Genomic DNA, 26530 nt, shown 5'->3' with positions numbered 1-26530 from the left:
CCCGACATCACGATTGAGCTGTCGCATGCATCACAGAATGCGGCGGTTGGGTGTCGAGTGACGACACGATTAGTTCGCATTGAGTACTTAGAGACGAATGAAAGGAAAGAGCAGCGAGAGCACAGAACGATGAGTCAGAACACCGCCGGCGCAACGCCATTTCCTCTCGGCGTCTTCGTCGGGAACCCGAACTATTTTGATTCAAATGAGGAAGCGAGTTTCGAAGCGAACTTCAACGCTTTCTCGACTCTCATGAAAACCACGCCGCAGTTCCTCGACCAGTATGGCGACGAGCGCAAGCCCATCTCGGATTGGGTTGGTCAATCGACCTGGAATGCAGAATCGATGGCGCAATCGCCGGTACTCAAGGGAGTTACGCCGGTGATCGGGTTACCGATGGCCTCGACGGCCGCGGGCTCGGAAACGCCAGATCAGTTCTACAAGGACTTCGCGGCCGGCAAGTACGACTCCGTGCTGACGAACATGGTCAAGGCTTGGGCCGACAATGGCTTCACGACGCAGATCTGGCGGCCCGGCTGGGAGATGAATATCAGCACCATGCCCTCCTATGCGGGCGACGACGCCGCAACGCGTGCCGATTGGGTCAAGGCATTCCAGCACATCTACACGGTCTTGCACACTGCGGGCACCGCGGAGGGCGTGAACATCGAGGTGGCCTGGAACCCGGGCGTGACGAACTACAGCAACGCCGGCAATGTCATCCAGAGCGCTTATCCAGGTGACAAGTATGTGGATATCATCGCGGCCGACGTCTACGGCGACGTCTTTCCCTACGGATCGTCGACCCACATCTATGACTGGGACAAGAGCGGGCAAGTCCTCGACTCCTCGAAGCCGGTCTACGACTCCAGCGTCAAGCAATGGGCGTCAGACCCCGTCAATCTCCAGCGCTACTATACCTACCCGGCTTCCAACCAATGGTCGCTCGACGGCAGCGATGGCCACGCGACCACGCTTCAGCAACTGATCGATCTCGCCAAATCGAGCGGTAAGCCGTTTGCTATCGCCGAGACCGGTGCGGGCAATACGCATGACGGCGCGGGTCTCACCGACAATCCGACATTCGTGAAGTGGCTGTCGGACACGCTGCACCAGTCAGGGGTGAACGTCAGTTTCGTGAACGTCTGGGATTCGAACTCCGGTGGATCGTATGGATTCACGGGTTCCACCGACAACAAGCCGCTCGAGGCTGCGGCATGGACGAAGTATTTCGGCGATCCACCGGTGTCGACATCCACGTCGACGTCGACGACGTCGTCTACCTCGTTGGACAGCCATGTCGCCGACAACAACACCGCAAGCGTCAGCCACGCGACCGCGCCGCAATCGGCAACGACGCAAAGCACCGGCGCCGTCGAAACTGCGAGGGACAGCTTTCATTTCGATTTCGCGCCTCCCGCAACCAGCAGTTCGAGCACGCCATCGCCCACGGCCGGAGTCATTGGCAACAATGCGTCTGCGTTCCAGGCGCATGCTGACGCCAATACCGGGAGCCAGGACAATGTCGCAATGGCCAGGGATGCGGCCCACAGCAATCTGACAGCGCTCGCGAGCGAAGCTCAGACGACCGCGGCGCACGACGCAGTCACGGGCCATTCGACCGATGCGGCCGCAGAGAGCGCGCATAACGCGGCGTTGCACAGCAGCTTCTTTACTTTCTAACGCTGCAACTCACTGTCGCTCGCACGTAGTCCCGCGAGCGCAGGTAGTCGAACCTACAGGTCGAGCGCGTATATGCGCGCTCGACCTTGCCGCCGGACACGGCCATTGCGTCGATATTGGCGCTTCCGCTTTTTTCGTCCCTCTCCAGAGCCAGGCAGACACCATCGGCCAAGCCGTCGTTTCAGACGCTAGTCGGAGTCACCGCGCGCCCGACGCATCGCGGATCATCGGAGAGAAAGGCACAGGTATCACCCGGCTATCCTCCGGCGGCGCCGGTCACAATTGCCATTAGCGTTAACGACAGCTTGATCGGTTCGGCGACTGACGCGGGGCTGCGGCGCCTCGCCTCGAATCGGCTGAGCGAAGCCGTACTTTACCGGGATTGAAGACTTTGGCAGGATGGTGGCATGTCCCTCAGGATATCCTGACGGCGGCGGCCGGTTCAGGTCGGCTGCGGGCGTTGTTTGCGTCCACAAGGATAATAGAGGAGGCGTTATGTTGGGGATCGTTCTGGCGAGTGGCATCTGCGGATTGCTGCTGGGACGCTACTTCAAGGTCTATGTCTGCCTTCCCGCGATGCTCCTCGTCATCCCGGCGGCCTTTCTCGTCGGACACGCGGATGGATTGACGATGGGGTTTGTCGCCTTCATTTCCGGCGTCGTCGCGATGCAGGGGTGCTTCCTGATCGGCGCCACGATCCGCATCTTCATCGAAAACTTCGAGCCGCAACGCGCGCCGTCGGAAGATTTCATTTAACCGGTCGCCGGCAAGACGCTCCGACAAGACACACTGGCAAGACCGTCCGACGAGACACGCCGCCAAGACAGTCGCGCTCGCCACCGAGCACGCATTCGCACCCGTTCTAACCGCCGCCCACGATCACGTTGAAGACGCGGCGAACTTCGCCCTGCGTCTCGCGCAGGCGCGCTTCCAGCGCGGAAAAGTCCGGCGTGTCGCCCGCGCGCGCCATCACACGCAGCAGGTCTTCGCCGGCGGTATCCGGGTTGAACTTGCCGACGACGCAGAGCCGCAGGATTTGCGTCAGGTCATGATAGAGCCGCGCCGCCGAGCGCAGGATCTCGGCTTCGGAATGCCCGAGCAGGCCGAGCTTTGCCGCATTGTCGAGCACCTGCAGCGTCGAGACGCTGAGGATCTCGGGCTTCGCCGCCGCATGCGCAAGTTGCAGGTATTGTGCGATGAAGTCGATGTCGACCAATCCGCCCGCGGCGAGCTTGAGGTCCCAGACGTCGTCCTCGCCCTTCTCTTCCGCAATCGCGCGCCGCATGTCGGCGACATCGGCGGCGGTGATCGGCGCATCGCGCGGCCGCGTCAGCACGGCGCGGATGATCGCCTCGATCCGCTCGCGGAACTGCGGCGCAGCCGAGATCACTCGCGCGCGCGTCAGCGCCATATGCTCCCAGGTCCAGGCCTCGCGCTCCTGATAGTCGGCGAACGAGTCGATCCGCGAGGCGACCGGTCCGGCGCGCCCGGACGGGCGCAGCCGCATGTCGACCTCGTAGAGCACGCCGTAATTGGTGCGCGTGGTGAACGCGCTGATCAGGCGCTGCGTGAAGCGGGCAAAATACTGCGCACCATGCAGTGAACGCTCGCCGTCGGAATCCGGCGCCTCCTGGTCGTAATCGTAGAGCAGGATCAGATCGAGGTCGGAGGACGCCGTCATCTCGCGGCTGCCGAGCCGGCCCATCGCGATGATCGCGGTCTCCTGCCCCTTGATGCGGCCGTACTGCGCGGCGAACTGGTCGGTGACGAGACCGTGCACGGTATGCACGATGCCCTCGGCGACGTCGGCAAAGGCGGTGCTGGCGTGCTGCGCCGACACTGTGCCGGACAGTATCCGCGTGCCGATCAGGAACAGGCTCTCCTGGCCAAACAACCTGAGACGATCGAGAAAGTCCTCATAGGACGATGCGTCCTGCAGCGTGGTGGCGAGCCGCTTGGACAGTTCCTTCTTGTCCGGCATGGCGCCGAAGAAGCGCGGGTCGATCAGACCGTCCATGATCTGCGGCTGCCGCGCCAGCATGTCGCCGAGCCGCGGCGCCGCGCCGAGGATCAGCGCCACCAGTGCAACGAGATCGCGGTTCTGGCTGAGCAGCGAGATCAGCCGACCGCCGCGCTGCAGCGCGCCGAGGAAACGGTCGAACGCCGCCACCGCATCGTCGGGCTCCTCGGCATGGGCGAGCCCGTCGATCAGCCCTGGAATGAATTCGAGGAACGCGGCTCGCGTCGCCTCGACGCGCAGCGCGCGATAATCGCCCTCGATCCACTGCTGCACGGTGCCTGCGACCGCAACGGGCTTCTTGAAACCGAGATGTGCGAGATGCTCGATCAAACGTGCGTCTTCGGGCCCGGCGCCGTAGTCGATATCAGGTAGCTTGGCGGTGCCGGTCGGATCGTCGCCCTCGAACAGCTTGCCGTAGTGGCTTTGAACGACCTTGAGATGACCGAGCAGGTCCTTCGCGAACGCCTCGCGGTTCTCGTAGCCGAAGAATTGCGCAAAGCGCTCGACGGCCTCGGCCTCCTCCGGCAGCGAATGGGTCTGCTCATCGGCGATCATCTGCAGCCGGTGCTCGACCCGGCGCAGGAACTCGTAGGCCGCGGTCAGTTCGTCCCGCGCCTCGTAGGTGATCCAGTTGCTGTTGGCGAGCACGTTCAGCGCCTCGAGCGTCGGCCGCACGCGCAACTCCGGGTGCCGGCCGCCCGCGATCAGCTGCTGGGTCTGAGCGAAGAACTCGATCTCGCGGATACCGCCCCGGCCGACCTTGACGTTGTGGCCCTCGACCGAGATCTCGCTCTGGCCGCGATAGGTCTGCATCTGCCGCTTCATGTCATGGACATCGGCGAGCGCGGCGAAATCCAGATGCTTGCGCCAGACGAACGGCGCGAGCTCCGCCAGCAGCGCATCGCCCGCCCTGGGATCGCCGGCGCAAGGCAGCGCCTTGATCATCGCGGCGCGCTCCCAGGTGCGCCCCTCGCGCTCGTAGTAATGCAACGCGGCGTCGGTGGAGATCGCGACCTGCGTCGAGGCCGGGTCCGGGCGCAGCCTGAGATCGACGCGGAACACGTAGCCCTCGCCCGAACGCTGTTGCAGCATCCGCGCCATCGCCTGGGTGACGCGGACGAAGAACGGCTGCGGCTCGATATCCTCGGCAAGCGACGTGGCCGAGCGATCGAAGAACACGATGAGATCGATGTCGCTGGAATAGTTCAATTCGCCCGCGCCCATTTTGCCCATCGCGAGCACGATCAGGCCGGAGTCCGCTTCGGGATGTTCGGGGTCGGCCGCGGTCATCCGGCCGCGGGCGACTTCCTGCCTGAGCAGGTAGCGCAGCGCCGATTGCACCGACGTGACCGCGACCTCGGTCAGCGCCGCCGTCACCCGCATCACGGGCCAGACGCCGCCGATGTCGCACAGCGCGATCATCAGCGCGGCCTCCGCCTTCGTGCGGCGGAGCAGATGCATCACGTCGGCCTCGCTGCCGGCGGCGAACACCTCGCGCGATGTCTTCTCAATCAATGCGGTGAGATGCGACTCCGGGTCGCAGGACAGGATCCGGATCAGCCGTGCGGCGTCGGCGCGCGCAAGCTCGAACAGGTATGGCGAGACCTCGGCGATGCCGCGCAGGATGTCCCGTGCGAACGGATGTCCCAGCAACGCATTGAGTGCGTCCGATTGCGCCGGCTCGAGCTCGGCGAACCAGTCGGTCAGGCGCTGTTCAGCGGATTGGGGCGCGGCGACACGCGGTCCGTCCGCAAATCGCGCGGCCAACCCCTGTCGATCCGCGTTTCCCGGCGCGGCGGCATTCATGCCGCCTTCTGTGGCACATCCGGCGTTTGAGCCGCAAGCCTGTCACTCCCGGCCGCCCGCGCCGGCAGGACCAGGGTTGCGACCAGGCCCGGGTGCGAATCACCGAGCCGAAGCTCGCCGCCGTGGAGCGTGGCCACCGCCGAGGCCAGGCTGAGGCCGAGACCGGAACCGGGTAAGGTGCGGCTTGCTTCGAGCCGGACGAAGCGCTCCACCGCATGCTTGCGATCGCCCTCGGGGATGCCGGGACCGTGGTCGGTGACGCTGAGCAGCACGTGATCGCCGTCACGCCGCGCCTCGATCAGTATCTCCATGGCCTCCGCGCTCGGCGGTTCTGCGGCCGTTTCAGGCTTGCCGTATTTGATCGCATTCTCGACGAGGTTGGCGAGCGCCTGGCTGATCAATTCACGGTTGCCGTGGATCGGCGATGGCGCGGATTTCACCCGCAGCGTCATACCGTCATCCTCGGCCAGCGGCTCGTACAGTTCGTGGATGCCGTTGGCGACGTCGGCGCCGTCGAAATCGTCCATGTTGCCGCGCGCCTGACCGGACTCCGCGCGTGCGATCATCAGCAGGGCATTGAAGGTGCGGATCAGGCCGTCGGATTCCTCGATCGTCCGCTCCAGCGCAGCGCGATAGTCGCCCTCGCAGCTGGACCGCGCCAGCGCCTCCTCGGCGCGATTGCGCAGCCGCGTCAGCGGCGTCTTGAGGTCGTGGGCGATGTTGTCGGAGACCTCCTTCAGGCCCACCATCAGCGCCTCGATGCGCTCCAGCATGGCGTTGAGATTTTCCGCCAGGCGATCGAGCTCGTCGCCGCTGCGGCCGACCGGCAACCGGCCGGACAGATCGCCTGCCATGATCCGCTTGGTGGTGCCGGTCATGGCGTCGATCCGGTGCAGCACGCGGCGCGCGACGAAGATGCCGCCACCGATGCCGAGCACGACGACAACCAGGATCGACCATTGCGCGGCCTTGGCGACGATCCCGAACAGCCGCCGCCGTTCCTCGAGATCGCGCCCGACCAGGAGCCGGAAGCCGTTGGTCATCTCGGTGACGCGCACCAGTGCGCGATGATCGGTGTTGTCCTGATCGTCGAGCCGGCGATAGGCCGTCTCGGACCAGCCGTGGGTGCCCATGACGCCCGGCGCCAGGGAGCCGACATTGCCGGCGAGCGCCTGCCCGTTCGGCGCCGTCACGAGATAGAGGTTGGCGCCCGGCCGCAGCGCGCGGTTGCCCATCGTGAACAAGAGGCCGCGCAGGCCGCGGCGATTATAGATGTCGGTGATCTCGCCGATCTCGGCATTGACGGTCGTGGTGATCTGCTCGGTGATCAGCCGCCGCGTATTCCACGCGAAATAGGCCAGCAGCGACGCCGCAAACAGCGCAAACAAAAACAGATAGACCAGCGTCAGACGAAACGCCGTGGTGCGGATCAGTTTACCGAATGCCGTCACGAATCATGTACCCCGCGCCGCGGATCGTGTGCAGCAGCGGCCGCTCGAAGCCTTTGTCGATCTTGGAGCGCAACCGCGAGATGTGCACGTCGATCACATTGGTTTGCGGATCAAAATGATAATCCCAGACGTTCTCCAGAAGCATGGTGCGCGTCACCACCTGGCCCGCATGCTTCATGAGATATTCGAGCAGGCGGAACTCGCGCGGCTGCAGCGTCAGCTCGTCCTTGCCGCGGGCGACGCGATGCGAGAGCCGATCGAGCTCGAGATCGCCGACCCGGTAGGTGGTCTCCTCGGCCGGGCCGACATTGCGCCGCGACAGCACCTCGACGCGCGCGAGCAATTCGGCGAAGGAATAAGGCTTCGGCAGATAGTCGTCGCCGCCGGCGCGCAGACCCTTGATGCGATCGTCGACCTGACCGAGCGCTGAGAGAATCAGCACCGGCGTTCGGTTGCCCTTGTCGCGCAAGCTCCCGATCAGTGACAGGCCATCGCGCTTCGGCAGCATGCGATCGACAACCAGCACGTCGTAGTCACCGGTTTCGGCCATCGACAGCCCCTCCTCGCCGTCAGATGCGAGATCCGCGACATAACCGACTTCACGGAATGCCTTGACCAGATAGTCGGCTGACTCGCGGTCATCTTCGATGATCAGGATGCGCATTTGCGGGGCGGTTGCGGTCACGGGAATTGGCCTTCTCTCACCATGGCGCGGCCGGCCTGCACATGCAAGACGACCGCGCGTAATCTCGAATTGTGGCTGCCGAAGGATCGGTCCGGAAAACCGGTTTCCGCTCGTCCGGATCGTGCGGAGGTGAAAAAAGCGGGCGGTGAAGCTGGGGGACCTCACCGCCCTTAGACCTTCCGACAGAGGGGGGCATATTCCATCGAAAGGTACCAAAGGGAGCGAGCGAGGCGCCCGCCCCCCGGGAAGCGCCGTCGGCGGGGGCGACTGATGCCGGCGACACCTCCCAACTCATAGCTAACCCTTGGCGAGCGGGACTGCCACGAAGCGCGACGAACCGCCGCTCTTTACGCGCATCAGAACGCTGTTCTTGTTGTCGTTGCGCGCCGCAGTAATCGCATCGCGCACCTCGCCCGCGGTGCCGACGGTCTTGCCGGCCACCTCGAGGATCACGTCGCCTTCCTTGAAGCCCCGCTCGGCGGCGGCACTCTTCGGATCGACTTCGGTCACGACCACGCCTTCCTTGCCGGCGCCGGCCACACTGTTGGCAGGCGCAACGGTCAGGCCGAGCTTCGGCACGTCGGTGCCGCGGGACGAATTGCCCTTGTCACCGTTATCGTTGTCGGCCTTGGCCTCCAGATTGTTCGGCAGCTGGCCGAGCGTGATGTTGACGACCTTGTCCTGGCCCTTGTGCAGCACGTTCAGCTTCACCGAATTGCCGGGAGGCAGACCACCGATGGTGCGAGCGAGTTCGCGCGCATCCTTCACCTGCTCGCCATTGACGGCGGTGATGACGTCACCGGACTCGATGCCGGCCTTGGCCGCGGGGCCGTTGGCCTGCGGTTCGGCAACCAGCGCGCCTTCCGCCTTCTTCATGCCGAGGCTGTCGGCGATGTCGGAGGTCACCGGCTGGATCTGGACGCCGATCCAGCCGCGGCTGACCGAGCCCTTGTCCTTCAGCTGCGCGACGACGCTCTTCACGGTCGCGGCCGGGATGGAGAACGCGATGCCGACGCTGCCGCCGGACGGCGAATAGATCGCGGTGTTGACGCCCATCACCTCGCCCGACACGTCGAACGCCGGACCGCCGGAGTTGCCCTTGTTCACGGGCGCATCGATCTGGATGAAGTCGTCATACGGACCGTTGCCGATATCGCGGCCGGAGGCGGACACGATACCCGCGGTCACGGTGCCGCCGAGACCGAAGGGATTACCGACCGCCAGCACCCAGTCGCCGATCCGCGGCTTGCCGTCGGAGAGCTTCGCGAACTGGAAGTTGGAACCACCCTCGACCTTGATCAGCGCGAGGTCGGTGCGCGGATCGGTGCCGATCACCTTGGCGGAATAGGTCTTGCCGTCGTCGGTCGTGACTTCGACCTTGTCGGCGCCGTCAACGACGTGGTTGTTGGTCACGGCGTAACCGTCAGCCGAGATGAAGAAGCCGGAGCCCTGGCCGGTCACCACGCCACCGCCACGCGGCCCACCGCGCAGACCCGGGGGCAGACCATCCGGACCGCCGAAGCGACGGAAGAAGCGCTCCATCGGCGAACCCGGCTGGAACGGCGAGTCTTCATTGCTGTCGTCCTTGGACAGCTTCTCCCGGATGTTGACCTTCACCGAGATCACCGACGGCTTCACGCGCTCGACAATGTCGGCGAAGCCGATCGGCTGCTGAACCTTGCGGACCTCATTGTTGACCTGCGCATGCGCCGGGGTCGTGAACAGCGAACCATCGTGCGAGGGGCTGAAGCCGTAAACGGCGGCGCCGAGGCCGGCGACGACCGATGCCATCAGCGCGAATTTGCGCGCAGAGAACACGGAGCGCTTCGGCGCCTTGTAGGAAGGAAGGGAAGAGAGGTCGGGACGGTCGGTCATTTTTTGAAATCTCCAAGGCCAGAATCGTCGGTGCAGGGGCCGGCACCTGATGCGTCTGAACATGGGGTCACCAGCCTTACAGCGCGCTGGCGGCGGAATTAAACTTTTGTAATTAAGTCAAGGCGGCTGCGGCAGAATAGCGCAGGTAAATGAGGGGCTTAGCGGAACTTAAACGGACTTGTCCGGTGCAGATTCCGCGGCCAGGAGCCGCTCCAGGCGCGCCTGCTCGTCTGCGCTCAGCGCTGTATCGGAAAGGCCTCCGCCATTGGTCGCATTTGCCCGCCGGCGGCTGAAGCGCCAGAGTGCGAAACCACCCAGCAAAAGCGCCAGCGGTGAGGTCAGCCAGAGCAGCAGCGTGTGCGGGTTGAAGCGCGGCTTCAGCAGCACGAATTCGCCGTAACGCGCGACCAGGAAATCGAGCACCTGCTGGTCGCTGTCGCCGGCTGCGATGCGTTCGCGCACCAGAAGGCGGAGGTCGCGCGCCAGCGGCGCTTCCGAATCGTCGATCGACTGGTTCTGGCAGACCATGCAGCGGAGTTCCCTGGAGAGCTCGCGCGCCCTTCCCTCCTTGGCGGGGTCGGCCATGACCTCGTCGGGCAGCACGGCGTGTGCCGGCATCGCCCCGAACAGCAGGGTCGCGGCAAGCAGGCCAGCGGCGAGGCTGCGCGACCGCATCACTCGGCTGCCTGCAATGCGCGCGCCGCCGCCTTGGCCGGTTTCGGCGCGCCGACCCGCAAGCGGCGATCGGACAGCGACAGCAGGCCGCCGAATGCCATCAGCACCGGCCCCCACCAGATCAGCAGCACCAGCGGCTTGTGATAGATGCGCACCGCAATCGATCCATCGGCTGCAGTGTCGCCGAGCGAGATATAGAGCTGGCTCGCGCCGCGCGTCAGCAGCGCAGCCTCCGTCGTCGATGCGCCACGCGTCGTGAAGTTGCGCTTCGACGGCGTCATCAGCGCGACCTTCTCGCCATCGCGGCTGACGGTGAACTGCGCCACCATCTCGCGGAAGTTCGGACCCTGCCGCTGCGTCAGACCGTCGAGCCGCAACTGATAACTGGCGACCGCGGCGACGTCGTTCGCCTTCATCTCGCCGATATATTCGCTGTTCCAGGTGGTCTCGCAAACGATGCCGATCAGCGCAACCCCGAGGCCAGCATGCGCAAAGACGGTGCCCCATGTCGCACGGGGCAATCCACGTGCACGGCGCAGCGAAATCGATAGCGGGATGCGGAACAGCCCGACGCGTTCGGCGAGATCGCACAGCGCGCCAGCGATCACGAACACCGCAAGGCCGATCGCGAGCGGTGCGAGCGTCGCACCGCCGTAGGTCCACGCCCAGACCAGCGCGATCACGACAAGCGAGACGATCCCGGCTACCGTCAACCGCTGTGCCGCGCCCAGCAGGTCACCCCGCTTCCAGGCAAGCAACGGCCCGAATGGCACCGCGAGCAACAGCGGCACGAACAGCGGCGCGAAAGTAAAATTGAAGAACGGCGCGCCGACGGAAATTTTCTCACCCGTCAGGACCTCGAGCGCCAGCGGATACAGCGTCCCGATGAACACCGTCGCGCACGCCGTGGTGAGCAACAGATTGTTGAGCACGAGCGCACCCTCGCGCGAGATCGGTGCGAACAGCCCTCCCTGTTTCAGCGAGGGCGCGCGCCAGGCATAGAGCGAGAAGCTGCCGCCGATGAAGATAAAGAGGATCAACAGAATGAAGACGCCACGCCTCGGATCAGTGGCAAATGCATGAACCGATGTGAGCACGCCGGATCGCACCAGGAAAGTGCCGAGCAGCGACAGCGAGAAGGTCAAGATCGACAGCAGGATGGTCCAGACCTTCAGCGCATTGCGCTTCTCCATCACCAGCGCCGAGTGCAACAGCGCGGTGCCGGCGAGCCACGGCATCAGCGAAGCGTTCTCGACCGGATCCCAGAACCACCAGCCTCCCCAGCCGAGCTCGTAATAGGCCCAGTAGGAGCCCATCGCGATGCCGAGCGTCAGGAATATCCATGCCATCAGGATCCACGGGCGGACCCAGCGCGCCCAGGCGGCATCGATCCGGCCCTCGAGCAGCGCGGCCACGGCGAACGAGAACGAGATCGAGAAGCCGACATAGCCGAGATAGAGCATCGGCGGATGCACCGCGAGGCCGATGTCCTGCAGCACCGGATTGAGATCGCGTCCCTCGATCGGCGGATTGGCGATGCGCAGGAACGGATTCGAGGTGATCAGGATGAAGAGATAGAAGGCGCTGGCGATCCAGGCCTGCACCGCGAGCACATGGGCACGCAGCGACAGCGGCAGATTGTTGCCGAAGGCGGCGACGAGGCCGCCGAACAGCGCCAGGATCGACACCCACAAGAGCATCGATCCTTCATGGTTTCCCCACACGCCGGTGATCTTGTAGATCATCGGCTTGAGCGAGTGCGAGTTCTCGTAAACATTGACGACCGAGAAATCCGAGGTGACGTGCAGCGTCACCAACGCTGCGAACGACGCGGCGACGAACAGCAGCTGCGCAAGTGCGGTCGAGCGCGCGACATTCATCAGCGCGACATCGCGCCAGCGCGCACCGAGCAGCGGCACGGTGGACTGGATCAGCGCCAGTCCCAGCGCGAGCACCAGGGCGTAGTGTCCGCTTTCGGCGATCATCGCATGGCTCCCTGCGTCGGTGCCGCCGAAGCGCTCGGCTTGGCAGCATAGTCATCCTTCCAGTGCCCCTGCTTCTTCAGGGCGTCGGCGACGTCCTTCGGCATGTACCTCTCGTCATGCTTGGCCAGCACGGTGTCGGCACGAAACACGCCGGAGGGGTCGAGCATACCTTCAGCGACGACGCCCTGCCCTTCGCGGAATAGATCCGGCAGGATGCCCTTGAAAGCGACCGGCAGGGTCGCGCTGCCATCGGCGACGGTGAAGGTCACCGCGAGATTGTCACCACGCTTGACTGAGCCCGGCTTCACCAGGCCGCCGAGCCGAAATCGTGTGCCGGGGCCGAGATGCTTCTCGGCGACCATCGAGGGCGTCGAGAAGAACACGATGGAGTCGCGGAGCGCGTTCAGCACCAGCCCCGCGGCGATGCCAAGCACCGCGAGCGCGCAGCCGATCAGGGTCAAACGCCGTTGCTTCCTGGTCATCGTCCATCCTTGCGCATGACGTCCTCCGAAAACCGCTGCACACTCTTCGGTGTCATGCGTTATCCGTCCAGCCCGAGATTCTTCAATCCTTCATTGAGCTGACGCAACCGCTCCGCATCCTTGGCGACCGCCTGGCGGGCGTCGGCCTGCGCGCTGATCGCCTTGTCGCGCTCTCCCATCACGAGATAGGCACGCACCAGCCGCAGCCAGCCTTCGACATCATCGCCATTCTGCTTCAGCCGCGTCGCCAGCCGATCCACCATGCCGCGGATCATCGAGTTGCGATCGGTCTCGCTCATGTCCTTCGCAGCGGCCACCGCACCGTCGGGCAGCGCCGGCGCGGCAACGCCGCCGACCCGCACCAGAGCGGCCTGCACCAGCGGCCGCCACGGCGCATCGGCCGGCGCCTTTGCCAACATCCCCTGCCAGATTGCGGCAGCATCCGCTTTGCGCCCATCCTGCTCGGCCGCGAGACCGAGGAAATAATTGGCCTTGGCATTATCGGCAGCTTGCGCGACCGCGCGCTCGAACTCCGCCTTGGCGTCCGCGGTGACGACACCGCCGGCCGTCCCCATCAGCGCTTCGCCGAGGTCGGCACGGCGATCGGCGCTGTCGCCGGCATAGGTGATGGCATTGCGATAGGCGCGGACCGCATCGTCGTAACGCCCGAGCCGCGACAGCACCGGCGCCAGCACAGCCCAACCGCGACCGTCGGTCGGGCTCTTCTCCAGATGGGCCTCGACCTGCGCCACCAGATCGGCCAGCGGCTGGTTGGCGTCGACGACCCGGCTGCGCTCCGCAAGCGGGAAGTCGCCGAGGCGGGGCGAGCCGAGCGTGAGGTAGAAGCTCGCCGCAATCGCCGGCAACCCAACCAGGGCCAGGGTCGCGGCCATGCGCCGCAGCTTCAGATTGCCTTTCGCCGGCCCCTCACTCTCGCTCTGGTCGGCGGCCGCGAGCAGCCGCCGGCTGATCTCGATCCGGGCGGCCTCCGCTTCGGGCGCGGCGATGATGCCGGATGCCATGTCGCGGTCGATTTCGGCGAGCTGATCGCGGTAGACCACGACCTCGCTACCGCCAGTGCCCGCCGGCCGGCTGCGGCTGAGCGGCCAAAGCACGGCAAAGATCGCGGCGACCGTCATCAGCGCGAACACAAACCACAGCGTCATCAAGCGGTTCCCGGGTGGAACGGCGGCTTCCGGAGCGCCACCTCAGAATCGCTTTACACTACCCGCAGCGAATCCGGCAATTGACAATTGCTGGACCGGCGGAAGGCGTAAGCCACAGGGTCTCCGCGGGGCCGTTCCGGTGGCCCGAGATGATCAGCCAGAAGCGCTGGTGGCGCATCTGGGCAAGGCCACCAGCCTTCGCAGTTCCAATCGCTCCCGGCGGTGGTCGTCTATTTCACCTGAGAAGCGCCCGTCTCCGGATGCTTCAGCCAGGCGAGCAGCGCTTCGTGGAAACGACCCGGCGCTTGGATCTGCGGCGAATGACCGAGGTCCGGAAATTCGATCAATTGCGCGTGCGGAATCCGCTTCACGGCCTCCTTGCCAAGCACCGGATAGTTGCCGAGCATCTTGCGGATCTCGGGAGGTGCGGTGTCCTTGCCGATCGCAGTGGTGTCCTTGTCGCCGATCATGAGCAGCGTCGGTGGCGTAATTTTCTCGAATTCGTAGAACACCGGTTGGGTGGCGATCATGTCGTAGAGCCGCGCCGAGCTCGAGGCGACGGCGGCGCGGCCGGGGCCGCGATACATCCCCGCCAGCATCTGCACCCATGTCTCGTAGGACGGATCCCATGTGTCGGCGTAGTAGGTGGCGCGCTCATAGGCGCGGATGCTGTCCGCGCTGACGCGCGTTTCGCGTTGCATCCAACCGTCGAGGCTGAGCCATGGCACACCCTTGGCCTTCCAGTCTTCGAGGCCGATCGGGTCCACAAGGACCAGGCGGTCGACCGCATCGGGGTACATCAGGGCATAACGCATCGCCAGCATGCCTCCGGTCGAATGGCCGACCACGATCGAGCGCTCAATGCCCAACGAGGCGAGCAGAGCGCGGCTGTTGCCCGCGAGCTGCTGGAATGTGAACTGGTAACGTTCCGGCTTGCTGGATTTGCAGAAGCCGATCTGGTCGGGCGCGATGACCCGGTAGCCGGCTTCGCTGAGCGCCTTGATAGTGCCTTCCCATGTGGCGGCGCAGAAATTCTTGCCATGGAGCAGCATGGCGATTTGCCCGTTCGGCGATTGCGGCTTCACGTCGAGATAGGCCATATCCAGCTCCTGGCCCTGAGACGTGAAGTGATAATGCGCGACCGGATAGGGGTATTCGAATCCCTGCAATTCGGATCCATAGGCGGGCTGGTCGGCGGCCTGCGCGTAGGCATGGGGTGAGCCGAGGACGGCAACGGCAAGGGCCGCAAGGCCAAGCAGTGGTTTCAGGTGCATCTCTTGGAAATCCGAAAAAGAGGCGGTCCGACGCGGCCGGGACTAGCCGACCTTGCAGGGACCATCCAGCGGCCGACCGATGATTTATTCGTGATCGGCATGTGATGCATTGCCGGCTCAGCAGTCAGAACCGGGAATGCGCCGGCTAGCTCGCGCGGGACGATTTGCGCTCGCCGGTCACGGCATTCTCCGCCGCCCTGCTCATCAGGGAGGCGTAGTCATGACCGAACAGCACCTCGCAGAAGCGGATCGCGGCCTTGACCTGCTGCTGGCGGAAGGCACGGACCCGCGCATCGCCGCCGCGCAGCGATTGCACCAACCCCTCGGTCGACTGCTCGACATAATGCTGCAGGTCGGAGAATGTACGCAGCGTCACCTCGTTGATCGCAAGCTCGCTGGCATAGGTGCGGCACACCGCGACGAAATCGATCAACGCGGCTGCGTCCTCGACCTCGGACATATCGATCTTGGCGCCCGCGGCGATGTCCTTGTCGGCGCGCTGGCGCAGGATCCGGCGGACCCGGCCCGGCACGCTGTCGATTTCCGATTGCAGCGCATTGGATGTATCGGCGCGGACCGATGTGAGCTGGCGGCCCCAAGCGGAGTCGTTGCGCAGATCGAGCTCCGTACGCAGGCCGCGGACGCCGTCATGCAGGGTCTTGAGCTGCTCGCCGACATACTCGAAGTGGCCGCGCCGGATATCCGTCCGCAGGCAGGCCGCGACGAACGACAGGTCGTGCAGCGCGATCGTGACGGCAATGCCGTAGGGCGTGGCGGCGACCCGCAGCTCATCGTCGGAGCCGGCCACCTTGATGGCGAGGCGAATGATCTGCCAGGGCGCGACCAACCGCTGCGCGATCAACGACAATGCGAACGGCAGCAGTTGCGGCGTCTGCAGCACCGGAACCTTGAGCGCCTCCGTCACGGAGGCGATCTGGGCATCGGCAAACACCCGGATCTGGCTTGGCAGCCGGCCTCCCACCGTATCCAGCGCTTCGCGGGCCTGCAAAACCAGGCCGATCGGCAGCAGGTCCTCGACCACGCTGGTCGGACCCACGCGCGACAGCGCGCGCTGGCGGTCATCGCCCTGAACCGGCGCGGAGATATTGACGATGGCTTCCGCAGCCGCGAGCTGGAATTTGCGCGCCGCGGCCTCCAGCGGACCGCCCTCGGGCATCGCCGCAAGCGCAGTCTCGAATTCGCGGGCCGCTTGGGGCGCACCCTCGCGGGCCAGCCACTGCCAGATCGGCAGCAGCGAGGCGCGCCGGATCTGGCCCGGTCGCGTCGGGAAATTGGTCTCGGCAAGGAACGGCTCGAGCGGCCGAAACAGCAACCGCGCCGGATCGTCGGTGCGCGGCGGCATGTCCTCGTCTTCCTCGGCACTACGGACGATCTTGCGGAGCTGCTCCAGCACCAAATTGGCCACCGTGACGTCCTCGCCACGTTCGACGGCGCGCTCCAGCTCCCGCATCAGCAGCGCCTGCGATTGCGGCGGAAGCTGCGCGAGATAATCCCTCAGCCGCTCGGTCGATTTCTGGCTCATACGCCCGGAAATGAATGCTTGGTGCCCCGCGGACCGCAGCAAGCGTGTCCGCTTCCGATCATAGGAGGGGGCGCGTTAAGAACCCGTTTAGGAATAGTGACGGCGCCAAGACCGGCGACCGGACCGGGTGCCACGCCTATACCGCCGGCAGCACGAGCTCGGCGCGCAGGCCGCCCATCGGGGCGCTCCGCAGCGCAAGGTTGCCGCCGTAGAGGCCCGCAAGATCGGTCACGATCGACAGGCCGAGCCCCGAGCCGGGCTTTGATTCGTCGAGCCGCTGGCCGCGCCGCGACACCTGGGCGCGCTCGGCTTCGGAGAGGCCGCGTCCATCGTCATCGACCAAGATACGCAGCCTGGGCCCGGCCCCCGCCTCCTTGGGATGCTCGACCATCACCTCGATGCGCACTTGAGATGCCGCCCATTTGCAGGCGTTGTCGACGAGATTGCCGACCATTTCCTCCAGGTCCTGTCGCTCGCCGCGAAACCGCGCCGCCGGATCGGCCTTCGCCTCGATCGAGATGGCGCGATCGCGGTGGATCTTCTCCATGGTCCGGCGCAGCGCCTCGATCGCCGGCGCCACATCGGTGATGGTGCTGACGATGGTGATGCGGGCGGCGAGACGCGCGCGCTCCAGGTGGTGCGCGACCTGGTCGCGCATCACGTCGGCCTGCTCCAGTACCTTGCTCGCGAAGGGATCGGCGGCATGGGCGCCGGCTTCGTTCACGATCACCGACAACGGCGTCTTGATCGCATGGGCGAGGTTGCCGACATGGGTGCGCGAGCGCTCGACGATCTCCCGGTTGGCATCGATCAGCGCGTTGGTCTCGCGTGCGAGCGGCGCGATCTCGACCGGAAACTGACCCTCCAGCCGCTCGGCTCGCCCGGAGCGGATATCGGCGATCGCTTCGGAGATGCGCTTGAGCGGTGCGAGGCCGTAGCGGACCTGGAAAATCGTGGTCAGCAGCAGCACGATGCCGAGAGCCGCGAAGGTGCCGCCGAGATAGTAGTCGAAGCTGCGCGTCTCATCGAATATCTCGGTGGCGTCGCCGGCGACGCTGACCAGGAATTTGCCGTCCGCGCCGAGGTCGACCGGGCGCTCCACCATGCGCAGGCTCTGGCCCTCGGGTCCGTCGACATAGCCGAGGCGAACGCCGGCAGCGGTCAGATCCGCGCCGTGCTCCTCGAGCTTCGGCAGCTTCTTGTCCCACAGCGAGCGCGAGGCGCGGGTCTCGCCCTTCTCGGTGTCGGTGCGGGTGATCTGCCAGTACCAGCCCGACAGCGGCAGGTCGAACAGCGGCTCGCCCAGTGACTGGAACTGGCGGTCTGCCGGCTCGTCCGGCGTCGCCACCTCGGCGATCAGCGTTCGCAAATAGAGATTGAGCCGCCGATCGAAGGCTCGCTCGGTCGCGTCGCGATAGACCGACGACAGGATGACGCCGGTGATCGCCAGGATCACGACGACCCAGGCGGTCGCCGAGACGAACAGGCGGGTGGCAAGCGAGCTTCCGCGCATCAGAGCACGGTCTCGAAAATCTGGTCAGCGGGCTTCGACATGGCGAATCCAGTCCTCGGCGCAGATCATGCCGATGCCCGCACGCCGATCAAGCGGCTGACGGCGGCTGCGCCAGCATGTAGCCCAGGCCCCGCACGGTCTGGATGATATCGACCTCCAGCTTCTTGCGGATGCGGCCGACGAACACCTCGATCGTGTTGGAGTCGCGGTCGAAGTCCTGGTCGTAGAGGTGCTCGACCAGCTCGGTGCGCGACACCACCCGTCCGGTATGGTGCATCAGGTAATCGAGGAGGTTGTACTCGTGCGAGGTCAGCTTGATCGGATTGCCGTTGACCGTGACCCGCTTGGTGCGGGTGTTCAATATGACCGGCCCGCAGACCAGTTCGACCTGGGCGTGCCCGGTCGCGCGGCGCAGCAGCGCACGGATCCGCGCCAGCACCTCCTCGAGGTGGAACGGTTTTGCGACATAGTCGTCGGCGCCGGCGTCGAAGCCCTGGACCTTGTCGCTCCAGCGATCGCGCGCGGTGAGAATCAGCACCGGCATCACCCGCTTGTTCCGCCGCCAGGCCTCCAGCACCGAAATGCCGTCCATCTTCGGCAGGCCGATATCCAGCACGACCGCGTCATAGGGCTCACTGTCACCGAGGAAATGCCCCTCCTCTCCGTCGAACGCACGATCGACCACATAACCGGCATCGGTGAGCGCCGCGGTAAGCTGGCGGTTCAGATCCGGGTCATCCTCAACGACGAGCAGACGCACGTTGGCCTCCGAGAGTGGGTATTGCCATTTCCTGCATCAAATGAGGCTTTCGGCGGTGAATGGGCTATGAACGGGTCAACAGGTGGAATGTTACTTTTTGGTCATTTGCCCGTCTGATAGCAGATTTGGGACGGCCGGACACGCCGGATAGCGGCGCCCCGGAATTAACGATAATCGGCGATCGGCGCGACAAAACGTCCATGTTACGGACTTGCGGGTTGCCGCCGGGTCAGCCTCCGCCTACCCCCTATGTCCATTATGACCCAAACAATCTCCCGCATTGCGGGGTGGCTGGCTCTCGCCTTCATTGCGTTCGTGACGCTGTCGCCAATCTATGACCGGCCGTCGATAGGCAATCCGCAACTCGAGCATTTTGCAGCCTTCGCAATTCTGGGCCTGGCACTGATGCTGGGCTATCCGCGGCGCATGCTGCCGATCGTTCTGATCGTCATCGGAAGCGCATACATGCTGGAGGCAATGCAATTGCTGACACCCGATCGCCACGGTCGCGTGCTCGACGCGCTGGTGAAGGCTGTCGGCGGGCTCTGTGGAATCGGCGCTGGCCGGCTGGTGCTAGCTGCTCTCCAGGATCAGATCGACCGCTTCAGGAAGTTGCGCGGACAATCCGCCGGTTAGCGATGCGGCGACGTGCATGGCCAAGCGACGCCGGCCGATCCTTGCTTAGCTCTGGCGGTGTGGCAAGCTCGCCTGGCACCGCATAAGCGGACTCAGACGGACAAGCGCAGGATGCGTAGGATCTTCATTATTGCCGCGACGGTCATTTGCCTGCTGTTGATCGGCTACGCGACCCTGACATCGCTCTCCGGCCGGCCGATGCTGCTGGGCCGGCACGAGAGTCTCAAGGTCGTCGTGTTCGAGCGCTTCGTCGCCTACATGATTCTTGGCTTTCTCCTGTCCTGGCTTTTCCCCGGCCGTATGATTCTGACGTGCGCAATCGTCGTCGGTATCGCGATCTCGCTCGAACTGTTGCAGGGACTGCGACCGGACCGCGATCCAGCCGTGATGGATGCACTTGAAAAGGCCGCCGGCGGGATTGCCGGCGTGCTCGTTTCACGATGGTATCAGCTGCTACGCCAGAGATGACGCGGCTCAGAACTTGAGCTTGCCGCTTAAACTCTCTGTCACCGCATCATGACGAACGGCGAGTCACTTGCGGCTTACTCAGGGCAAATGACGCGTGCGAACAGTCTCACACGCGCTGATAGTCATCCTCGATGCGGACGATGTCGTCCTCGCCGAAATAGCTGCCGGTCTGCACCTCGATCAACTCGAGCTGGATCTTGCCGGGGTTCTCCAGCCGATGCACGGCGCCGATCGGGATGTAGATCGATTCGTTCTCGTGCACCGTCTTGATCAACTCGTTGACCGTCACCTGCGCGGTGCCGCGCACCACGATCCAGTGCTCGGAGCGGTGATGGTGCTTCTGCAGGCTGAGCCGTCCGCCCGGCCTGACGATGATGCGCTTGACCTGATGGCGGTCGCCATTGTCGACCGACTGGTAGGAGCCCCAGGGGCGATGCACCTTGACGTGACTCTCGGTGACCTCGGGTGCCGTGACCTTCAGCTTCGCGACCAGCCGCTTCAGCCCGTTGGCGTCCTGCTGGCGCGATACCAGCACGGCGTCCTGGGTCGCGACCACGACGAGGTCGTCGACGCCTTCGAGCGCCACCAGCGCGCGGTCGGTCGTGACGTTGCAGTTGCGGGAATCCTCGAACACCGCCGTGCCGCGTGCCGCGTTGCCCTGGCTGTCCTTGTCGGAGAGCTCCCAGACCTGACGCCACGAGCCGATGTCGGACCAGCCGCAGGCCACCGGCACCACGGCCGCATGCGCGGTCTTCTCCATCACCGCATAGTCGATCGAAATCGCCTTGGCCGCACCGAACGCCGACGGGTCGAGCTTGACGAAGCCGAGATCGCGCGCGGCCTCGGCAACCGACTGCTCGACGGTGGAGACGCTGTCCGCATCGACATTGCGATATTCATCGAGCAGGACAGCGGCGCGGAACATGAAGTTGCCGCTGTTCCAGAGATAGCCCGCATCGATGTAGCCGGCCGCAGTCGCTTCGTCCGGCTTCTCGACGAACTTCGCGACCGCCCTCACCTCGCCGGCGACCACCTCGCCCGGGCTGATATAGCCGTATTCGGTCGCGGGCCGTTCCGGCCTGACGCCGAAGGTCACGACGCGGCCCTGCTCCGCCGCCACCAGCCCCTCGCGGCATGCGGCGACGAAAGCATTGGTGTCGTGAACCAGATGATCGGCGGCGAGCGCCAGCACGATCGCGTCCGTCTCGCGCGCATTCGCGAACACCGCGCCCACTGCAATCGCCGGACCGGAGTCGCGCCGCATCGGCTCGAGCAGCACGTCGGCCTCGCGGCCGATCTCGACGAGTTGCTCCTGCACCATGAAGCGATAGGCTTCGTTGGTGATCACGATCGGCCGCGCGAACAGCGTCGCATCCGATACACGCAGCAGCGTCTCCTGAAAGGTCGAGCGTTCTCCGAACAGCGACAAGAACTGCTTGGGACGAACCTGGCGTGAAGCCGGCCACAGTCGCGTGCCCGCGCCGCCGCACATGATCAGGGGGATAATTCGTCGTTCCATCGATATGCCTCAAGTTCTGACAAGATCCCGTTATGGCTGAGCAAGAACGGTGCCACCCAGCAGCAACATGCGTTCTGCTGATTCAAGCGTCCGAGCTTTGCTGCAAAAGACGACACCACCTCATCCCTTTGAAAGTTGGCCGAACAACGACCATCACGCCACATTTTGCAGTGTCATATTTTTGTCTCCTCTAATTGGTCTCTGACGTTCGCCTTTCCGCCTCCACTCCTCTCAGGCGAGCAAAGCCAACGCGGTTGTGGCTTGCCCATTCCACCCGTTCCATCGCCGTTGTATCCTCAGCGCCGATGAGGACGTTCGCCCTCGACTTGGTTACACTTTTAGAAAGAACGTTCCCGTGCGATGATGACGGTTATCCGACCCCGACCTGCCATAGGCGCATATGCCGCCAGCACATCCAATCCAACAACGCAGAGACGCTGAATGATCCTGGTAACTGGAGGCGCCGGCTATATCGGCTCACACGCTTGTGTTGCCCTGCTGTCGGCGGGTGAAGAGGTCGTCGTCCTGGACAATTTCTGCAACAGCAGCCCGCTGGCGCTGGAGCGGGTTCAGCAGATCAGCGGCAAGCGGCTCACGGTGGTCGAAGCCGATATCCGCGACCAGGACGCGATCGAAAAAGTCCTGACGCAACACAAGTGCACGGCGGTGATGCATTTTGCCGGCCTGAAATCAGTGCAGGATTCGGTCGCTCAACCACTCGAATATTACGACCAGAACGTCATCGGCTCGCACCGGCTATTCCAGGCCATGCAGAAAACCGGCGTGAAGAAGATCGTGTTCTCTTCATCCGCGACCGTCTACGGCACGCCGAAATTCCTGCCCTACACCGAGGACCATCCGCTCAACGCAATCAATCCCTATGGACGCACCAAGCTCATGATCGAGGACATCCTCCGCGATCAATATGTGAGCGATCCGACCTGGGCCGTGGCGATCCTGCGCTACTTCAATCCGGTCGGTGCCCATGAGAGCGGCTTGATCGGGGAAGACCCGAAGGGCGTTCCCAACAACCTGGTGCCATTCGTGGCACAGGTCGCGATCGGGCGACGCGACCAGCTCAATGTCTGGGGCGGCGATTACGATACGCCTGACGGCACCGGCGTCCGGGATTATATCCATGTGATGGATTTGGCCGATGGCCATGTCTCCGCGCTCTCGTTGCTGAGCAGCCCGCAGTGCTTTGCCGTCAATTTGGGCACGGGCGCGGGAAGCAGCGTTCTCGAGGTGATCCGCGCATTTGAAGCGGCGAGCGGAAAGCAGATTCCCTACGAGATCAAGCCGCGCCGCGCCGGCGATCTTGCCGCCTATTACGCCGCAACCGACTACGCCACCGAGCTGTTGGGCTGGAAGGCAACTCGATCACTTGAAGCCATGTGTGCCGATCACTGGCGCTGGCAGAGCTCCAATCCGAACGGATATGCCTGACGTCGCCTCGCGGCGGAATGCTTCCTCTTGCGTCGCGCTCGCGCAGCTGACCAAGCGCGGGCGGCGAACGCCGGGCGCCGCGGCGTCCTGATCGGTAAGGTTCAACTGGTCATTTGGCAGGAGTGGCACTGTTGGGGGGAGCGGCGCTGTCGTCCGGCTTGCCGCCATTCGCTACGCATTTGTTGTAAAAGTCGGTTTGCTCGCGCCCCGATCCTTTGGCACTTCCAGCCGCCGGGTTCCCGGGCAAGCGCGGCGGAAATTGTGCCGCGGTCAGCGTATGGCACTTTCGGGCCACTTCAGCCGTAATCGCCGAAGCGAAATTGGGAACCAGGCTCAGTGCCACGCCGACCAGCACCGGCATCGCGCGTCCGAACTTCAAGCTGGGGAACATGGAACCCTCTTCTCACCTGCCGGGCCGCGCCGACAAGGCGCCGCCATCGTTGGCACATATTCTAGTCAGAATGCCGCGATTTGGTTTAAGCGAAAAGCTCACACAACGGTGATCGAAGCTGGTTAAATCTGTAACCATGCAGAAAGCGACTCCGCAGGACCCGGTGGGTTCGGACGGCTTGTTGCCGAACGATGACGGCCCGTTGGATCAAGGTTCCAACGAGGTCCAGTTCGCGCTTGTCATCGCCCGTATGATCGACACGGTCGAGCACAGCCCCGAGCACCTGCGCCAAGCGGTCTACGATCTCGCCCGCTACAAGCTACGGGAACAGTTCACGTCCACGGATGAAGAGGACATCAAGCGGACCCAGCTCGCCCTCGAAGCCGCCATTCGCGGCGTCGAGGATTTTTCGAGGCAGCAATTCGCCCTGGCACCACCGCAAGTCCCTAGGCTGCAAGACGGCTCCGGCGCGGCGCGCAGCCTGTCCGCCGCCGACCTCGACAGATCGGGCCGCCGACGACGGCCGGCCACCTCGATCGATCCGACTGCGGCAGCACGCAGCAGGTTCCTCCATCCGCTGTCACCACTCGCGATGCGAACCGTTGCGGTGTTGCTCGTCGTCGGCGCAGCCGCGATCGTCATCCAGCAGAGGCACCGGCTGGCATCCTGGGTGCAACACGGGTCGCCCCTGCAGGAGCAGGCTACGGTCCCCGTCCAACAGCGCGCACCGGTCGCAGCGGTGGCTGCGGCTGCTCCAGTCCCGCCGCCGAAGCCCAATCCGTTGCGACCAACGGATTACGGCGTCTATGCGATCGAAGGCGAGTCCCTGGCCGAGATGGAGCTACTGCCTGGCCGTCCCCCCGATATCCGCGTCGCGGTGTCGGCTGCGCTACGAACGCCGAGCCACACAATGCTCTCGAGTGGACGTCCCAAGTTCATCGTATTCCGCCACGATGCGGCGCCCGACCGCGCGGAGGTGCGCGTGATCGCCAAGGTCGCGCGAGAGTTCTCCGCCGAGGTCGCTGGCAAACGACCCGAGGATGGCGACAGCTGGGTGATCCGAAACGTCACATTCCCGTTCCGCGTGTCGCCGCTGCCCGACAATCCGGAAATGTACGAGCTGCACAGCGAAGATCCCGCGCTGGAGCTGACGCCCGGCCGTTACGCGCTGATCATCAAGAACCAGGCCTACGATTTCACGGTCGACGGCGCAGTCGTCGATCCCAAGCACTGCATCGAGCGCATCGTTGCGACCAACGGTACCTTCTACTCCGACTGCAGGAAGCCTTGACCCTCTCCGGGGAGGAGACGCTGAATTGTCGCGCGTTGGCAATTTCAATGGCCGGCCCGAACGGCTCCGACGCGAAGATTCCGGGAAAACACATTGCTCGAGTCCGCAAGCAACTTTGCAGGCGGTCCCTCCGCGCTAACCCGGCCGGCCTCGAGGCACACCACGTGATCCGCGTCGAGCACTGACTCCAGACGGTGGGTGATGAGGAGCAAGGTGCGGCCGTTGAGCTGCTGCTGGATGGCGCGCTTGACGCTTTCCTCCAGCGAGCGATCGAGCGCACTCATGGCCTCGTCAAGGATCAGGAACTCGGGCTTGCGCACGATCGCGCGGGCCAGGCCAAGGCGCTGGCGCTGTCCGCCCGAAAAGCGCGTGCCGTGCTGCCCGATCCAGGAGTCGTACTTGTCGGGCAGCGCCTCGACCATCTCCGAAATACCCGCGACACGTAGCGCGTGCAGAATCTCCGCCTCCGACGCGTCGCTCTTGGACATGCGCACATTGTCGATCACGGTGCCCTCGACGAGGTCGACGTCCTGGCCGGCAATCGCGAGCAGACCAAGCCAGTCCGTTCGGCGGATATCATCGATGGGACGACCATCGACCCGAATGCATCCCTCCGTCGCTGAATAAAGGCCGAGCAGCAGGTTCACGATCGTGGTCTTGCCCGCTCCGCTCGCGCCGACGAGCGCGGTGATCTTGCCCGCCGGAATGTCAAAGGAGACGTCGCGCAGCGCCGGATCGGCCCCCGCGTCGTAACGGAAGGTCACGTTGTGGAACGAGATCCCGTCGCCCAGCCGGTCGATCGCGAGATGCCCGGGCTTCGGATATTCCTTGTCGTCCTTCGCCAGCATGAGCCGGATCGAGCGCAGCTGCGGCTCAATCTGCGCCATATAGAGCAGGCTGGTCTCCAGCTCGCGCATATGCGGCTGCAACCGATAGAGCAAGGCAACCGCCGTCAGGCTGGTTGCGAACCCGATTCCCCACATGTTGGCAGACGCGATGACGAGGCACAGCACCACGAGATATCCGACCTCGGTGAGCGGAGACACCAGCGCGGAGAGACGCGCGAGTCCCAGCGCAACCCGGCGCGCTTCCGCCGACGCGCCCTCGAAGCGCTCCTGATGCACCTTCTCCTGGCCATACGCACGGATCGTCCGCATGCCCTGAAGGGTCATCAGCATGTGCTCTCCCAGCCGCTGATGAACGAGCTTCACACCGCTACCGAGCTCCTGTATCGGCCGGGAAAGATGACGCATCCCGGCAGAGACGACCAGCGAGGCTGCCACAGCCATCACCGTAATCTTCACCGAGAGCGCCAGGAGAAATGACAGAAACAGGAAGATCGAGCAGGAGCTGACGATGATGCGGGTAAGGCTGCTGTAGGCTCCCGAGATCAACCACGTCTCGGTCCCGAGGACCTCCATCAGGTAGGCTTCGTCATGACGCTGGAAAAATGAAAATGACGTCGACAGATACTGCAGATGGACGCGGTTGCGCGCGACTTCATTGATCTGCTCGCCGACATGCGCGCTGATCAACGTATTGGCGAAGGCCAGCGCGCCGCGCACGATGATCAGAAGAAGCACCACCAGCGCGGTCTCGGTCGTGCTGTGAAACCAGCTGGTCGCATGCCGGAGCGCATCGCCTAAAAAGCCGCTAGTGGACGTGGCAAGTTCCACCTGTCCCATGGCGAGATAGAAGAAGAGCAGCACGAGCGTGATCCCGACCGTCTCCGCCAGCGATGAAGCCACGCCAAGCACGATCAGCAGCGGCGTCGCCCAACGCGGCAGCGGAGCCACCTTGAGGAGCCGCCACAGTTCGGCCAATGCCGCGCGCCGCGCCGCTTTCGGCCTCTTCATGTCGT

Annotated in this window: 21 protein-coding genes; 6 read left to right on the top strand and 15 right to left on the bottom strand. The window is 64.4% G+C overall.

Annotated features, from left to right (window positions below; translation table 11 throughout):
- Positions 1 to 129: 129 nt before the first annotated feature.
- Together AS156_RS09855 and AS156_RS09850 are read left to right on the top strand one after the other, a co-directional pair.
- Positions 130 to 1683: a glycoside hydrolase family 26 protein gene (locus AS156_RS09855; RefSeq protein ID WP_066503278.1), complete on the top strand. Its 1554-nt coding sequence runs from the start codon at positions 130 to 132 to the stop codon at positions 1681 to 1683.
- A 495-nt stretch (positions 1684 to 2178) separates the two neighbouring features.
- Positions 2179 to 2439 (top strand): hypothetical protein, encoded by a 261-nt coding sequence (locus AS156_RS09850; RefSeq protein WP_066503277.1) that lies wholly within the window; start codon positions 2179 to 2181, stop codon positions 2437 to 2439.
- A 106-nt stretch (positions 2440 to 2545) separates the two neighbouring features.
- On the opposite strand, the gene AS156_RS09845 is transcribed toward AS156_RS09850, so the two are convergent.
- From AS156_RS09845 to AS156_RS09790, 12 genes are all read right to left on the bottom strand, one after another.
- On the bottom strand, positions 2546 to 5509 hold the full coding sequence (locus AS156_RS09845; protein ID WP_066503276.1) for a bifunctional [glutamine synthetase] adenylyltransferase/[glutamine synthetase]-adenylyl-L-tyrosine phosphorylase: 2964 nt from the start codon (positions 5507 to 5509) through the stop codon (positions 2546 to 2548).
- On the bottom strand, positions 5506 to 6960 hold the full coding sequence (locus AS156_RS09840; protein WP_066503272.1) for a sensor histidine kinase: 1455 nt from the start codon (positions 6958 to 6960) through the stop codon (positions 5506 to 5508). The genes AS156_RS09845 and AS156_RS09840 overlap by 4 nt, the downstream gene beginning before the upstream one ends.
- Positions 6944 to 7624 (bottom strand): response regulator transcription factor, encoded by a 681-nt coding sequence (locus AS156_RS09835; protein WP_066503271.1) that lies wholly within the window; start codon positions 7622 to 7624, stop codon positions 6944 to 6946. The genes AS156_RS09840 and AS156_RS09835 overlap by 17 nt, the downstream gene beginning before the upstream one ends.
- A 318-nt stretch (positions 7625 to 7942) precedes the next feature.
- Entirely contained in the window at positions 7943 to 9520 is a 1578-nt protein-coding gene (locus AS156_RS09830) for a Do family serine endopeptidase (RefSeq protein ID WP_066503270.1), read from the bottom strand.
- 168 nt (positions 9521 to 9688) lie between these two features.
- Positions 9689 to 10195 carry a cytochrome c-type biogenesis protein gene (locus tag AS156_RS09825; protein ID WP_066503269.1) on the bottom strand — a complete coding sequence of 169 codons (507 nt, stop codon included), beginning with the start codon at positions 10193 to 10195 and terminating at the stop codon, positions 9689 to 9691.
- On the bottom strand, positions 10195 to 12180 hold the full coding sequence (locus tag AS156_RS09820) for a heme lyase CcmF/NrfE family subunit (RefSeq protein WP_066503268.1): 1986 nt from the start codon (positions 12178 to 12180) through the stop codon (positions 10195 to 10197). Before AS156_RS09820 ends, AS156_RS09825 begins: the two co-directional genes overlap by 1 nt.
- Positions 12177 to 12662 carry a cytochrome c maturation protein CcmE gene (gene ccmE / locus AS156_RS09815; protein ID WP_066503266.1) on the bottom strand — a complete coding sequence of 162 codons (486 nt, stop codon included), beginning with the start codon at positions 12660 to 12662 and terminating at the stop codon, positions 12177 to 12179. Before ccmE ends, AS156_RS09820 begins: the two co-directional genes overlap by 4 nt.
- A 59-nt stretch (positions 12663 to 12721) precedes the next feature.
- Positions 12722 to 13828: a c-type cytochrome biogenesis protein CcmI gene (ccmI, locus tag AS156_RS09810; RefSeq protein WP_066503260.1), complete on the bottom strand. Its 1107-nt coding sequence runs from the start codon at positions 13826 to 13828 to the stop codon at positions 12722 to 12724.
- Positions 13829 to 14058: 230 nt separating this feature from the next.
- Positions 14059 to 15102, bottom strand: coding sequence for an alpha/beta fold hydrolase (locus AS156_RS09805; RefSeq protein WP_066503258.1), 1044 nt, complete (start codon positions 15100 to 15102; stop codon positions 14059 to 14061).
- Positions 15103 to 15247: 145 nt separating this feature from the next.
- The gene (locus AS156_RS09800) at positions 15248 to 16645 is read right to left on the bottom strand and encodes a serine/threonine-protein kinase (RefSeq protein ID WP_066503257.1); all 1398 of its coding nucleotides are present in this window, start codon (positions 16643 to 16645) and stop codon (positions 15248 to 15250) included.
- A 136-nt stretch (positions 16646 to 16781) separates the two neighbouring features.
- The gene (locus AS156_RS09795) at positions 16782 to 18158 is read right to left on the bottom strand and encodes a sensor histidine kinase (protein ID WP_066503255.1); all 1377 of its coding nucleotides are present in this window, start codon (positions 18156 to 18158) and stop codon (positions 16782 to 16784) included.
- An 88-nt stretch (positions 18159 to 18246) separates the two neighbouring features.
- Positions 18247 to 18918, bottom strand: coding sequence for a response regulator transcription factor (locus AS156_RS09790; protein WP_066503250.1), 672 nt, complete (start codon positions 18916 to 18918; stop codon positions 18247 to 18249).
- Positions 18919 to 19176: 258 nt separating this feature from the next.
- On the opposite strand from AS156_RS09790, the gene AS156_RS09785 reads away from it, so the two are divergent.
- Together AS156_RS09785 and AS156_RS09780 are read left to right on the top strand one after the other, a co-directional pair.
- Positions 19177 to 19554, top strand: a complete 378-nt coding sequence (locus AS156_RS09785) for a VanZ family protein (protein ID WP_066503248.1) — start codon at positions 19177 to 19179, stop codon at positions 19552 to 19554.
- A 12-nt stretch (positions 19555 to 19566) separates the two neighbouring features.
- Positions 19567 to 20022, top strand: coding sequence for a VanZ family protein (locus AS156_RS09780; protein ID WP_245312679.1), 456 nt, complete (start codon positions 19567 to 19569; stop codon positions 20020 to 20022).
- 106 nt (positions 20023 to 20128) lie between these two features.
- On the opposite strand, the gene AS156_RS09775 is transcribed toward AS156_RS09780, so the two are convergent.
- Complete coding sequence (locus AS156_RS09775; RefSeq protein ID WP_066503246.1) at positions 20129 to 21541, bottom strand: mannose-1-phosphate guanylyltransferase/mannose-6-phosphate isomerase; 1413 nt, start codon at positions 21539 to 21541, stop codon at positions 20129 to 20131.
- 441 nt (positions 21542 to 21982) lie between these two features.
- Here AS156_RS09775 and galE point away from each other — a divergent pair, with 441 nt between their 5' ends.
- Complete coding sequence (gene galE, locus AS156_RS09770) at positions 21983 to 22987, top strand: UDP-glucose 4-epimerase GalE (protein WP_066503245.1); 1005 nt, start codon at positions 21983 to 21985, stop codon at positions 22985 to 22987.
- A gap of 109 nt (positions 22988 to 23096) precedes the next feature.
- Here galE and AS156_RS40450 read toward each other — a convergent pair whose 3' ends face one another.
- The gene (locus tag AS156_RS40450) at positions 23097 to 23378 is read right to left on the bottom strand and encodes a hypothetical protein (protein ID WP_245312678.1); all 282 of its coding nucleotides are present in this window, start codon (positions 23376 to 23378) and stop codon (positions 23097 to 23099) included.
- Between the two features lie 136 nt (positions 23379 to 23514).
- Between AS156_RS40450 and AS156_RS09765 the strand changes: the two genes are divergently transcribed.
- Positions 23515 to 24669 (top strand): hypothetical protein, encoded by a 1155-nt coding sequence (locus tag AS156_RS09765; RefSeq protein WP_245312677.1) that lies wholly within the window; start codon positions 23515 to 23517, stop codon positions 24667 to 24669.
- A 44-nt stretch (positions 24670 to 24713) separates the two neighbouring features.
- Here the strand turns inward: AS156_RS09765 and AS156_RS09760 are convergent, their stop codons facing one another.
- Positions 24714 to 26525 carry an ABC transporter ATP-binding protein gene (locus AS156_RS09760; RefSeq protein ID WP_245312676.1) on the bottom strand — a complete coding sequence of 604 codons (1812 nt, stop codon included), beginning with the start codon at positions 26523 to 26525 and terminating at the stop codon, positions 24714 to 24716.
- Between the last annotated feature and the right edge of the window lie 5 nt (positions 26526 to 26530).

The organism is Bradyrhizobium macuxiense (assembly GCF_001542415.1).
Lineage (GTDB): Bacteria > Pseudomonadota > Alphaproteobacteria > Rhizobiales > Xanthobacteraceae > Bradyrhizobium > Bradyrhizobium macuxiense.
The sequence above is the reverse complement of the archived record's forward strand: the minus strand, read 5'-3'. Positions and strand labels throughout refer to the sequence as shown.

Coding starts and splice junctions, on each gene's coding strand:
- ccmE (WP_066503266.1), bottom strand. CDS start 12,662: ATGACCAGGAAGCAACGGCGTTTGACCCTGATCGGCTGCGCGCTCGCG.
- AS156_RS09775 (WP_066503246.1), bottom strand. CDS start 21,541: ATGGAACGACGAATTATCCCCCTGATCATGTGCGGCGGCGCGGGCACG.
- AS156_RS09825 (WP_066503269.1), bottom strand. CDS start 10,195: ATGCGGTCGCGCAGCCTCGCCGCTGGCCTGCTTGCCGCGACCCTGCTG.
- AS156_RS09835 (WP_066503271.1), bottom strand. CDS start 7,624: ATGCGCATCCTGATCATCGAAGATGACCGCGAGTCAGCCGACTATCTG.
- AS156_RS09845 (WP_066503276.1), bottom strand. CDS start 5,509: ATGAATGCCGCCGCGCCGGGAAACGCGGATCGACAGGGGTTGGCCGCG.
- AS156_RS09800 (WP_066503257.1), bottom strand. CDS start 16,645: ATGAGCCAGAAATCGACCGAGCGGCTGAGGGATTATCTCGCGCAGCTT.
- AS156_RS40450 (WP_245312678.1), bottom strand. CDS start 23,378: ATGTTCCCCAGCTTGAAGTTCGGACGCGCGATGCCGGTGCTGGTCGGC.
- AS156_RS09765 (WP_245312677.1), top strand. CDS start 23,515: ATGCAGAAAGCGACTCCGCAGGACCCGGTGGGTTCGGACGGCTTGTTG.
- AS156_RS09795 (WP_066503255.1), bottom strand. CDS start 18,158: ATGCGCGGAAGCTCGCTTGCCACCCGCCTGTTCGTCTCGGCGACCGCC.
- ccmI (WP_066503260.1), bottom strand. CDS start 13,828: ATGACGCTGTGGTTTGTGTTCGCGCTGATGACGGTCGCCGCGATCTTT.
- galE (WP_066503245.1), top strand. CDS start 21,983: ATGATCCTGGTAACTGGAGGCGCCGGCTATATCGGCTCACACGCTTGT.
- AS156_RS09850 (WP_066503277.1), top strand. CDS start 2,179: ATGTTGGGGATCGTTCTGGCGAGTGGCATCTGCGGATTGCTGCTGGGA.
- AS156_RS09805 (WP_066503258.1), bottom strand. CDS start 15,102: ATGCACCTGAAACCACTGCTTGGCCTTGCGGCCCTTGCCGTTGCCGTC.
- AS156_RS09760 (WP_245312676.1), bottom strand. CDS start 26,525: ATGAAGAGGCCGAAAGCGGCGCGGCGCGCGGCATTGGCCGAACTGTGG.
- AS156_RS09830 (WP_066503270.1), bottom strand. CDS start 9,520: ATGACCGACCGTCCCGACCTCTCTTCCCTTCCTTCCTACAAGGCGCCG.
- AS156_RS09855 (WP_066503278.1), top strand. CDS start 130: ATGAGTCAGAACACCGCCGGCGCAACGCCATTTCCTCTCGGCGTCTTC.
- AS156_RS09820 (WP_066503268.1), bottom strand. CDS start 12,180: ATGATCGCCGAAAGCGGACACTACGCCCTGGTGCTCGCGCTGGGACTG.
- AS156_RS09785 (WP_066503248.1), top strand. CDS start 19,177: ATGACCCAAACAATCTCCCGCATTGCGGGGTGGCTGGCTCTCGCCTTC.